This is a genomic window from Qipengyuania flava, assembly GCF_011762005.1.
GTDB classification, from domain to species: Bacteria; Pseudomonadota; Alphaproteobacteria; order Sphingomonadales; family Sphingomonadaceae; genus Qipengyuania; species Qipengyuania flava.
Genome location: NZ_JAASQU010000002.1, coordinates 319,150 through 330,347, shown reverse-complemented (window position 1 = coordinate 330,347; position 11,198 = coordinate 319,150). Strand labels below are relative to the sequence as shown.

General features: G+C 64.6%; 9 protein-coding genes. 1 reads left to right on the top strand and 8 read right to left on the bottom strand.

Annotation, left to right across the window (positions count from 1 at the left end; translation table 11 throughout):
• Positions 1-18: 18 nt before the first annotated feature.
• Complete coding sequence (locus tag FHS69_RS08250; protein ID WP_166777321.1) at positions 19-1,365, top strand: patatin-like phospholipase family protein; 1,347 nt, start codon at positions 19-21, stop codon at positions 1,363-1,365.
• A gap of 7 nt (positions 1,366-1,372) precedes the next feature.
• Here the strand turns inward: FHS69_RS08250 and FHS69_RS08245 are convergent, their stop codons facing one another.
• The 8 genes from FHS69_RS08245 to FHS69_RS08210 all read right to left on the bottom strand — a co-directional run bounded on the left by FHS69_RS08245 (position 1,373) and on the right by FHS69_RS08210 (position 11,198).
• The gene (locus tag FHS69_RS08245; RefSeq protein ID WP_166777320.1) at positions 1,373-1,687 is read right to left on the bottom strand and encodes a 2Fe-2S iron-sulfur cluster-binding protein; all 315 of its coding nucleotides are present in this window, start codon (positions 1,685-1,687) and stop codon (positions 1,373-1,375) included.
• A gap of 114 nt (positions 1,688-1,801) precedes the next feature.
• Positions 1,802-2,473: a hypothetical protein gene (locus FHS69_RS08240; protein WP_166777319.1), complete on the bottom strand. Its 672-nt coding sequence runs from the start codon at positions 2,471-2,473 to the stop codon at positions 1,802-1,804.
• 123 nt (positions 2,474-2,596) lie between these two features.
• Positions 2,597-3,592 carry a sterol desaturase family protein gene (locus FHS69_RS08235; protein WP_067675589.1) on the bottom strand — a complete coding sequence of 332 codons (996 nt, stop codon included), beginning with the start codon at positions 3,590-3,592 and terminating at the stop codon, positions 2,597-2,599.
• Positions 3,593-3,843: 251 nt separating this feature from the next.
• Positions 3,844-5,616 (bottom strand): allophanate hydrolase, encoded by a 1,773-nt coding sequence (atzF, locus tag FHS69_RS08230; protein ID WP_166777318.1) that lies wholly within the window; start codon positions 5,614-5,616, stop codon positions 3,844-3,846.
• Entirely contained in the window at positions 5,613-9,221 is a 3,609-nt protein-coding gene (gene uca, locus FHS69_RS08225; protein WP_166777317.1) for an urea carboxylase, read from the bottom strand. The genes atzF and uca overlap by 4 nt, the downstream gene beginning before the upstream one ends.
• Entirely contained in the window at positions 9,218-9,853 is a 636-nt protein-coding gene (locus FHS69_RS08220; RefSeq protein WP_067675598.1) for an urea amidolyase associated protein UAAP2, read from the bottom strand. The genes uca and FHS69_RS08220 overlap by 4 nt, the downstream gene beginning before the upstream one ends.
• 14 nt (positions 9,854-9,867) lie before the next feature.
• A complete protein-coding gene (locus tag FHS69_RS08215) occupies positions 9,868-10,695 on the bottom strand; it encodes an urea amidolyase associated protein UAAP1 (RefSeq protein WP_166777316.1) in 828 nt (275 codons plus the stop codon).
• Positions 10,692-11,198, bottom strand: a complete 507-nt coding sequence (locus FHS69_RS08210) for a CopG family ribbon-helix-helix protein (RefSeq protein WP_067465908.1) — start codon at positions 11,196-11,198, stop codon at positions 10,692-10,694. Before FHS69_RS08210 ends, FHS69_RS08215 begins: the two co-directional genes overlap by 4 nt.

Below are 11,198 nucleotides of genomic sequence, written 5' to 3'. Positions count from 1 at the left end.
CCGGAGGGGGACGAGTCGATGGACAATTTCCTGTGGGGTGTGGTCGCCGGCGTTTTCGGCACCGCTGCGCTCGTTTTCTTCGCTGTCACCCTGTTCAAACGGGGAGCGCTGACCTTCAAGATCGATGGCTTCTACAGCCATGTCGTCGACGGCGATGTCGGTCCGTTCATCCGCGACGTGCAGGCCGATGTACCTGATGCGCCGACCTGCGCTCTCGACGATCGCATGTCCTGTTCGATCCGCGACGCGGTGCAGTGCCACAACGCGGTGGACCGGCCCGACTGCGACGTGCTGCTGCTCTCGGGCGGGGGACAATGGGGCGCGTTTGGCGCGGGACTGTTCGATACGCTCAGTCGCAACAGCGGCAACGAACTCGCCCTGCCGGGTATCGGCGTGATCACCGGCATTTCCACCGGTTCGTTGCAGGCGCTGATGCTGATGGTGGCACTCGATCCGAAGCAGACGCCCGACATGCGCCGATATGCGCTCGACCGGCTGGTCTGGGGCTATTCTCCGCAGCGCGAGAGCGATGTCGTGACCCATACGGGATTGATCGGCGTCCCGCTGTTCGGCTCTGCTGCGGGTACCAGCCGCCTTCGTCGCCGGGTGATCGAAGCGCTCATGCCCGGGGGCGACGAAAGGTTGATCGCCGCAATTGGCACATCGAGCATCGAGGGCTTCGTCGGCTTCGTCGAGGCTGAACGCGGGGTGTTCCGCTATGCCGATATCAAGGAACTGGTCCAATCGGCGCCCAGCGCAAAAGCGGCGGCCGAAGCGCTCGCAGCCGCGACCATGGCCTCTTCCGCCATGCCCGTGTTCCACCAGCAGTTGCGCGTCGCCGGGTCGGACGAGCGCGCGCTCACGCTCTACGATGGCGGCGTACGCCGGTCGGTGTTCTTCGATCGCGCGATGGCGGCGGTCGACCGCGAGGTGCGCAAGCAGATGCAGGGCCATCCGGTCGCCAGGATGGCGGGCGGCGCAACGCAGGCGGCCATCGCGCAGGACTATGAAGAGACCGCGCCAACCGTCTATGTCGTGCGCAACGGCCCGACCGTACGCAAGCGCGAAGAGGCACTCAACACGAGCTCGGGTCCGCTCAAGAACGGGCAGCGCGGCTACGACCTGCTGGTCAATGAGAGCGAGATCGGTGCGATCGCCGGCCTGCGGTTGAACAACCCTTATGGCCGTATCCTGCTGACCAGCGCGGACCAGTACGACACTTTCCCGAGCGACGTGGGCGAGAACTTCAAGAAGGGCGAAATGTTCAAGCCGGCCTTCATGGCGCGGCTGCGCGACCTCGGGCGGCACAAGGCCGAGCGGGACGGTGGCGCATGGTGGCCGCTGAGCAGGATCGAACCGGGCTAGCCGCGCGTCACGCGGCCTCTACGATCCGCACTTTCAATCCGTCCATCGCAGGCATTAGCGGCAGCTGACAAGCCAGGCGCGAGCCCGAGGAGCGTTCGTCCGACGCGTCGAGAAGTTCATCTTCCTCATCCGATGCGGGCGCCAGGACGATGTCGGATGGCGCGAGGGCGACATGGCAGGTGGCGCAGGAGCAGCACCCGCCGCAGGCCGCCAGAAGATCGGAAAATCCGTTGTCGCGAATTGCTTCCATCAGGGTGCCGGTAGGTGCGACGGTGATGGTGCGTTCGGTCCCGGAAAGGTCGGTGATATGCAATTGGATCAAGCGAAATACTCCGTGCAATTCCGCGCTGCGACAGGCGCAGCCGAGGTCTGGCCGTGGGGAAGGAGATGAGGTCGTGGATGAAGCCCGCCGGCAGGACAGGTTTTGCCATGGGGATCAGCTGTCTGCCTGTGCGGCGCTTTCGAGGTGGGACCGGTCCCGCGGCTCGTTCAGCGTTTGCCGGAAGGTCCGCCGTACCAGCCAGGGTTCGAGAACGCGGCCGACAAGGTAAAGCGCAAAGAACAGGCCGGCGAAGACATAGGCGGGCGTGGGCGAATGCCGTCCTTTCTCCTCTTCGCCTTCCTCCTCCATCCGCTGTTTTTTCTCTTCAAGGGTTTCCGGCTGCGGCGCGCCGAGCATCTGGTCGATGACGTTCAGCGGGCGTGCCTCTTCCTCTTCTTCCTCGTCCTTCTCCGTCTCGGAAGTTTCCTCGGTGGTGGGGCCTTCAAGTTCGCTGATAAAGATGGTCGCTTGGGCGATGGCGAGGAACAGCAGGGGAGCGAGGAAACACAGCAGGAGTGCCGGGCTGGTCAGTTCGTAATGGAGCCGCGCACGGCCTGCGCTGTCCTCGACGCGCAAGGTGCCGCGACTGAAGGTCGCGAGCTTGTCCTGAGCTGCCGGATTGTCCTTGACATAATGCAGCGTATCGCCGTGCACCTCGTGGCTCGTGCCGCCATCGTCGAGCAATCCGTCCAGCCTTGCAAAGGCACTTTGTGAAGTGCGCGGCGGGATCAGTTCGATGGACCCGCGGGCGCGCCAAATTAGATCGATATAGGGCAGCTTCGGCACGTAGTGGCTCTCCGGCAGGTCGCAAGCGCGCGCACGATCTCACCCGGTCCCCGAAAGACCGATGGCGGGATGCGCTTGCGGGGGACTGCGGGCCGGGACAGGACCCGGCCCGGGCGATATTGGCTATTCGGCGGGTACGCTGTCGGGTGAGCGACGGAATTTCGCCTGCAGCCAATCGCGCGACGTCTTGAACCCTTCGGTGAAGGGATAGACCATCGTTTCCTTGATCTGCATCCGGCGGCCGCCTTCCATGCCGAGCTTTTCCGCTTCGCCATCGATGCAGGTGCCGAAGATCCGGTCGAAAATGATCCAGGTCGCGCCGTAATTGCTGCGGCTGGCCTCGTAGTCCTGCGAATGATGGACGCTGTGGTGTTCGGTGGTGTTGAACAGGAAGCGCCACCAGCGCGGCGTGTTAAAGCGCACGTTGATGTGCTGGTAGGTCCCGATGGCGAGGCCGAAGGTACCGGCCAGCAGTGCCGCGCGGGGCAGGAAGTCGAAGAAGCCTCCGATGCCCAGACCGATCAGGAACAGCTCGATCGGATTGCCGACCGCGCCCTTGTTGATGTTCAACTGGGTAATGTAGTGATGCGGCGCGTGGGTCAGCCACAGCGGGTACCAATTGTGCATCCCGCGATGCATCCAGTACTGGCCGAAATCGAAGATGAGCGAGATCATCAGCGCCTGGACCAGCAGGGGCAGGCCTGTGAACCAGTTGAGCTTGTCCCAGTCGTATGCGCCCTGGATCGCCTCGATGATGACACCGTCTCCGATATAGACGTCGACCATGCGCAGGACCGTATAGCCGAGTGCGACATAGAACAGGTCGGTGCACAGTTCCTTCCATGTGAGCTGCCAGCTCTTGTGTCGCGGATTGATCAGCTCGATCGCAATCAGCAGCACCTTGAAGGAAATCGCGATGGCGATCGCCGTGGTGGCGGTGGCTATCGAGTTGGGCGCGTAATACCAGAAGGCGATCAACGCGAAGAGGAAGAATGGCTGGAAATAGGTGAAGATGAAGCGCTTCACCGGGCCGCCTTCCACCTTGGGAATATTGTCCCAGCCGACGATGATGGGTGAATCGGCCCCTATGATCCTGTTGCCTACGCGCGTTCCGGCCATGTCTGCTACCTCGCTTTCGAGCTGTGGGAGACGGGCCAGGCCTCTTGCAGGATCGCTCGGCGACCTGCCTTCGGGCTCGTGCGGTTGCGTATGCGATACACCGGCGGACTCCCTCACCCGGACCGATCGGCCCGGTTAGTTTCAGAATTTCTCCCAGCGAACGTGCTATCTTTTGGCTATGCGATCACGCTATCGATATTAAATAATTGGTCAAGAGTAATAACGGGCCCGGTTTGATATTTTTGCGAAGGTCATTCCGCCTCGCGGGCAATATAGGCCCGCCAGCCGCCCAGCGCTGTGATATCTTCCGCGCACAGCGTCGCCCGAGGCTCGGCGACGAAACCCTTGACCGTGCTGCCGTCTTCGAGGGTGACCGTTCCGATCGCCAATGGGGCCGGGACCTCGGACACGAAACTGCCGAATGCGCCCACGTCGAGTTCGTAGACCTCGACTGCAATTGCACCGCCGTCATCGCTGTGAACGAGCGCGGGCTTGGGTGGTATGCTGTCGGCCATCGCGTAGAGCCGGTAGGTGGCAGCGGTTTGGAAGCTGCCCACGAAGGTCGCGTGACGCGAGGTCAGTTGCCAGTGCAGTGGCATGTCCTTCAGATGCGCACCGACGACCGCGAGTTTGACCGTTTCCATCTTTCCCTCCTGATCGAGCGCGGGTGTCGCGGGCAATCCTGCCGCCGTGCAATAATCTTCGGCCGCTTCGAGCAAACCAGAATCGCTTCCGGCCGGCCCGATCAACGTGATCCCGAAGCCCGTACCGTTGTCGCGCTGGCCCGCCGGCACCGCGACGGCGGCCATGTCGAGCAGGTTCACGAAGTTGGTGTAGAACCCGAGGTTGCTGTTAAGCGCGACGGGTTCGGCAAGCAGTTCGGCAATGCGATAGATGGTGCCGGTGGTCGGGAAGGCGAGCATATCGACCCCCTCCCACATCGCCTCCGCTTCCCGCTGCAACGCGGCCAGCTGGTAATGGCCTTCGAATGCTGCGACCGCGGAAATTTCCGCGCCTGGTTCGACCACCTTGCGGACGGTCGGATCGATCGCGTCGGGGTCACGTTCCAGCAGGTCCCGCAGGGCAGCCGTCCGTTCGGCAACCCAGGGACCATTGTAGAGCAGCGCCGCGGCTTCCTGCAGATAGCCGATGTCGAGTTCGATGAGCGTGGCCCGTTCGGCCAGCACTGCGAGCGCCTTTTCGTAGAGCCGTTGCGATGCTGCATCGCCGAACCAGTTGCGCTGCGCGGGCATGGGCACGCCGATACGATGCGGCTCCAACAGCCTCACGGGCAGCGCGCGCGAGTAGGGATCATTGGGATCGAAACCCGCGACGACGCCATCGACCAGCCGGGCATCGGTCGTGTCGTGCGTAAACACGCTGATGCAATCGAGCGTGCGACAGGCAGGCACCAGTCCGCGCGTGCTCCAGCGGCCCTTGCTCGGTTTGTAGCCGATCAAATGGTTGAACGCCGCCGGGACCCGCCCCGACCCCGCCGTGTCTGTGCCCAGCGCGAAGGGAACAAGTCCCGCTGCAACCGCGATCGCCGATCCCGAACTCGAGCCACCGCTGACATAGGCGCGGTTATAGGCGTTGCCGGGAATGCCGAAGGGGCTGCGCGTGCCGACGAGGCCGGTGGCAAACTGGTCGAGATTGGTCTTGCCCACGCACAGGGCCCCGGCGGCTTCGAGTTGCGCCACGACATGTGCCGAATGAGCCGGAGTATAGGCAAAGGCGGAGCAGCCGGCGGTGGTTTCGAACCCGTCGACGTCGATATTGTCCTTCACCGCGAAGGGAACGCCCGCCAGCGGGAGTGTGTCACCGGCGGCGATCCGCGCGTCGATGCCCTTGGCCTGCGCGCGAAGCCGTTCTGCCGGTGCGCGAGTGATCCAGATTTGCGGCTGGACCGCGTCGTAAGCCTCGATCCGCGCAAGCGTTTCGTCCAGCACGGCAAGCGCGGTGGTTTCGCCGCCGTTCACTGCCGCCGAGATTTGCGCGGCACCCTTGCTTTCGGGCTGGCTCATGCGCGCCTCGATAGCGCCATGAGCGGAGCGCCCGGCTCGATTGGCTGGCGTTCCTCGATGTAAAGCGCGCTGATTGTGCCCGCAGCCGGGCTTTCGAGCGGGGTTTCCATTTTCATCGCCTCGATCACGGCCACGGTTGCCCCGGCCTCCACTTCATCGCCTTCGGCGACGAGCAATTTCCAGATGTATCCGCCGAAGGGCGATTCGATCACGTCTGCACCGTCCGGAACCTCGATCGCGGGAACGTCGGGCCCGCCCGACCCGCCGTCCTCGATCAATTCGGACACGCGGTCGAATTCCCCGGTACGCTCCCATTCGGCCCGCTCGGCGTCGAAAGCGGCCTGGCGCCGGGTCTCGAATTCGGCGATCGAATCGGCATTGTCAGCCAGGAAGGCGCGGTAGTCGGCCAGCCGGAATTCCGAATGCTCGACCTCGATGGTGCGGCGCCCGGCGGGAAAGTCGCGGCGCCATTCTTCGAGTTCTGCTGCGCTGACCTCGAAGAAGCGGATCTGATCGAAGAAGCGCAGCAGCCACGGCTTGCCGTCGACGAAGGCATCGGTCTGGCGATGCGTGTTCCAGACCTGGATAGTGCGACCGAACAGCTGGTAGCCGCCCGGCCCCTCCATCCCGTAGATGCACATGTAGGCGCCGCCGATGCCTACCACATTGGGCGGGGTCCAGGTGCGCGCGGGATTGTATTTCGTGGTAACGAGGCGGTGGCGCGGATCGACCGGCGTCGCCACCGGCGCGCCGAGATAGACATCGCCCAGACCCATCACCAGATAGCTGGCATCGAAGACCACGCGCTCGACCGCATCGGCATCGCTCAGTCCATTGATGCGCCGGATGAACTCGATGTTGTCGGGACACCACGGGGCATCCTCGCGCACCGTTGCCATGTATTTCTCGACCGTCGCGTTGATCGCCGGATCCCGCCAACTGAGCGGGAGATGCACGATCCGCGACGGAATGACGAAATCTTCGAGGTCGCCCAATTCGTCCTCGCACTGGATCAGCGCGGCCAGCGCCCGGGCCTGATCGAGTTGCCGACCATCGAAATGCAGCTGCAGCGAGCGGATTCCCGGGGTGATATCGATCACTCCGGCGAGGCCCTTGGCTTCGAGCACGGTCATTAGGGCATGGACGCGGATCCGCAATTCGAGATCGAGCACGATCGGGCCGTACTCGACGAGGATGTTGCGATCGCCCTGCTGGCGATAGACCGTCCGCGGCCGGTTCCCCTCGGCAGGGATCTCGGCGAGGAGGGGCGACAGCTCGGCCAGTTCGGAGCGGGGCGTCGCATCGGCCACGCCGGCGCTTGCCCCCGCCAGCGGAGCGGCGCGGTTCGCCTGCTCCGCCTCGTCGATATTCACCGGCTGGAACCGCACGCGGTTTCCCGGAGCGAGCTGGCCGATCTTCCAGCGATCGGCAGCGATGACCACGAAGGGACAGACGAAGCCACCCAGCGAAGGGCCGTCCGGCCCGAGAATGATCGGCATATCGCCGGTGAAATCGACTGCCCCGATCGCATAGGGATTGTCATGGATGTTCGAGGGATGCAGCCCGGCTTCGCCGCCATCCGTGCGGGCCCATTCGGGCTTGGGGCCCACCAGCCGCACACCGGTGCGGTTGCTGTTGTAGTGGACCTTCCATTCGGCCGCCGCGATGGTTTCGACATCCTCCGGAGTGAAGAAGTCGGGCGCACCGTGCGGACCGTACAGCACGCGCAGGGTCCAGCAATTGCCCAATGCCTGCTCGCCTCCGGCGGGCGCAGTCACGGGGTCGGTCGCTGCCGCGGCGAGATGCAATGTGTCGCCCGCGACCAGTCTCCGTGCGGCATGTCCACCGAACTGGCCCAATTCGAAGGTGCTCTGACTGTCGAGATAGGGTGGGATATCGAGCCCGCCGGCGAAGAGCAGGTAACCACGCATGCCTCCGCCCGCGACGCGGCCCATGGCCAGCATCTGCCCGGCAGCGACGTCGAAAGGCGTATGCAGCGTAACGGGTTCGCCATCGAGCTTCGCGCCGAAATCGGCACCGGTCAGGCACAGCCGCGCGGAGGTATTGAACCGGATCGTCGGGCCGGTAAAGGTGATCTCGAGACCGGCGGTGCCTTCCGGGTTGCCGAGCCGCAGATTGCCGAGCCGGAACGAACGGTCGTCCATCGGGCCCGAAGGCGGCACGCCGATCGACCAAAGCCCTTCACGACCGGGCCAGTCTTGCACCGTGGTCGCCGTTCCGCCCGAAACGATCTGCAGGCTGCGTGGGGCATAGGGGACCGTATCGAGCAGACGGGTCGAGACCGTGCCCGCAGCAAAATTGTCGTCGCGCAGGACGTCGCGCAGCCAGCGAAGATTCGTCTCGAGCCCTTCGATCCGACTCTCGCGCAACGCTGCCTGCATCGATGCGATGGCGCCATCGCGGCTATCGGCATGCGTGATCAGCTTGGCGATCATCGGGTCGTACCACGGGCTGACCGTGCTGCCCGCCTCGCACCAGGTTTCGGCGCGGATGTCGTCGGGAAAGGACAGTGCCGAGAGCGTGCCCGTCGTCGGCCGGTAGTCGAGCGCAGGATCCTCGGCATAGAGCCGCACCTGGATCGCGTGGCCATTCGCGACCGGCGGCGTGCGATCCATGAAGGCGAAATCGCCCATCCCGCCGCGCACCATCCACTCGACCAGATCAACGCCCATCACTTCCTCGGTGACGCCGTGTTCGACCTGCAGGCGCGTGTTCATTTCGAGGAAGAAGAATTCCTCCCGTTCGGCGTCGAAGAGAAATTCCACCGTTCCCGCCGAGCGGTATCGCGCCGCCTGCGCGAGGTCGACTGCGGCAGCGATGAGGTCGCGGCGCAACACCTCCGAAAGGCAGGGGGCAGGGGCTTCCTCGACCACCTTCTGGTTGCGACGCTGGAGCGAACAGTCGCGTTCGCCCAGCGGCATGACATGGCCTTCGCCATCGCCGAAGACCTGTACCTCGATATGCCGCGCACGCGCGATGTAGCGCTCGAGGAAGACGCCCGAGTCGCCGAAACTGCTGGCCCCCTGCCGAACCACGCCGGCAAACCCATCGCGCAATTCCGATTCGCTCGAGCAGATGCGCATGCCGATACCGCCACCGCCCGCGGTGGCCTTGAGCATTACCGGATAGCCGATAGCTTCGGCGGCTGTGGCCGCCTCCTCTTCATCGGTCAGCAGTCCGGTGCCCGGCGCGAGCGGAACGCCCTGCGCTTCGGCCAGCGCACGCGCGCTGTGCTTGAGTCCGAATGTCCGAATGTGTTCCGGGCGCGGGCCGATGAAGACGATCCCGGCGGCCTCGCAGGCTTCGGCGAACTCGGCATTCTCGGCAAGGAACCCGTAGCCCGGGTGGATATAGCCTGCGCCGGTCGCTTTCGCCGCGGCGATAATGGCAGCACCGTCGAGATAGCTTTCCGCTGCGGGCGCCGGGCCGATGCAGACGGCCTCGTCGGCCTGGGCGACATGCAGCGAATCCGCGTCGGCTTCTGAATAGACCGCGACCGAGCGCAGACCCATACGGCGCAACGTGCGGATGATCCTGGTCGCGATCGCCCCGCGATTGGCGATCAGTACCGTGGCATCGCTCATGCCGCGACGATCATCCGGACGGGGGTCGGGTCGAACCCGTTGCAGGGGTTGTTGATCTGCGGACAGTTCGAGACCAGCACCACGACATCCATTTCGGCCCGCACGTCGACCGACAGGCCGGGGGCCGAGATGCCGTCGACGATACCCAGAGCCCCATCATCTTCCACCGGGACGTTCATGAAGAAGTTGATGTTGGAAACGAGGTCGCGCTTGCTGCGCCCTTCGGGCAGGCTGGCCTTGAGATAATTCTCGACGCAGGCATGCTGCGACTTGGTGTGGTGACCGTAGCGCAGCGTGTTCGATTCCACGGAGCACGCGCCCCCGATCGTGTCGTGATAGGCCACCGAAGTCCCGGTGATGGTCATCAGCGGGCGGCCTTCGTTCGAGCGCAACACCGACCCCTCGCGCAGGAAAAGGTTGCCCTGCGCCGCCACCGTGTCCTGCGCGCTGTAGCGTTCGGCATCGTCGGCGGCCGAATAGATCAACAGGTCGACCGCCTGATTGCCCTTGAGATCGACGATGCGCAGCGTCTGGCCGGCATCGACGGGGTGCACCCAGAAGTGCCGCGCGGCGACCACTTCGTCATGGACTATGGCGCCGGGAAGGTCGGCCACATGCGGATCGGTGGACACGGTAGGCAGCCCTTTCAGCGGCGATAATAGTCTTCGACATTGAGGTAGGCGCGCAGCGCTTCGGGGGCGCTGTTGCGGATCGGATCGTCCTCGGGGGTCACCGGACCGCGCCAGGCGGTCACGCGCAGCGGGGCGACGGTCCAGTCGGGCCGCGGATCCAGCACATGCGGGCAATTGGCGATGACCAGCATCAGATCCATCTCGGCGCGCAGCACCACGGTCCGTCCCGGTTCGAACGGCCCGATATCGGGCGTGATCGCGCCATCGTCGCCGACCGTGGCCCCCTTGAACAGATTGACGCAGGGGTGGACATCCTTGCGCGCGAGCCCGTGCTTGCCGACGCCGAGGAGGAACCGATCGCGGCCATTGAGGAAGTAGCGCGGGGGCTGTTCACCCTTGCCGTATTTCGCTGCACTCAATTCCTCGTTCGATGTGCCGCAGAAGCAGTCATGCGTTCCGGCTTCGTCTTCGAGGAAGCTCATCAGCACGCGGCCCATGTCGGACAACAACAGCTTGCCGGCGCCCAGATAGGCGTTCCACTGCACCTTGACCGTATCGGCGACATTGAGCCGCTCGGTCGGCATTTCGGCGTTGAAGATCTGGAAGGATGCGCAGGCATCCCCTTGCAGGTCGATCAGGCGCAGCCGGGCACCGCGGTTGAGCCGCCGGATCGTGTATCCGCCCGGCGCGACGGTTTCTTCCCACAGAAGGTCCGCAGGATCGACGTCACCCGGCAAGTCGTCGGCGACCGGCGGAAGCACCGGCATGCTGTCGACCACTGTGCCGGTCATGGCCCGGGCGTGGTCGCGTGCGGCGAGTGGATTTGCCAGGTCTGCGGTCACGCGGCCTCCGTATCGGTGGGTTTGGGCTTGCCGCGCGCGGCATCGCCTCCGGCACCGGGCTCGCCCTTGTGCAACGGCGGCAGCAGGGCGGTGGTGGTGACGAGCTGAAGCTGGTTGACGCCGCGGATCGAACGCAGCGCATCGCAGAGCGCCTCGAGCCGGACGGCCGGACCCTGGACGAGCAGGACTTCGAGCGACTGGTCGTCCTCGAGGAAGACATGCTGCGAGGAGATGACCTCCTTCAGATAATCGACCTGCGTGGTGGCCAATTGTTGCCGGATGCTGCCACGATCGCCGCGATAGACCAGCGTTATGGTGCCCGCGAGCATCTCCTCCGGCCGGGTCATCGCTTCATGTTCGGCCAGCGCATGGCGAATCAGCTCGGCGATAAGCTGCGAGCGCGAGGGCAGCCCGCGTTCCTCGACCATCATGTCGAGCTGGCGGAACAGATCCGCCGGGAGGCTCATACTGAGGCGGGCAAGGCTGGTTGGTTCGGATGCCAT

Coding starts and splice junctions, on each gene's coding strand:
- FHS69_RS08235 (WP_067675589.1), bottom strand. CDS start 3,592: ATGGCCGGAACGCGCGTAGGCAACAGGATCATAGGGGCCGATTCACCC.
- atzF (WP_166777318.1), bottom strand. CDS start 5,616: ATGAGCCAGCCCGAAAGCAAGGGTGCCGCGCAAATCTCGGCGGCAGTG.
- FHS69_RS08210 (WP_067465908.1), bottom strand. CDS start 11,198: ATGGCATCCGAACCAACCAGCCTTGCCCGCCTCAGTATGAGCCTCCCG.
- FHS69_RS08250 (WP_166777321.1), top strand. CDS start 19: ATGGACAATTTCCTGTGGGGTGTGGTCGCCGGCGTTTTCGGCACCGCT.
- uca (WP_166777317.1), bottom strand. CDS start 9,221: ATGAGCGATGCCACGGTACTGATCGCCAATCGCGGGGCGATCGCGACC.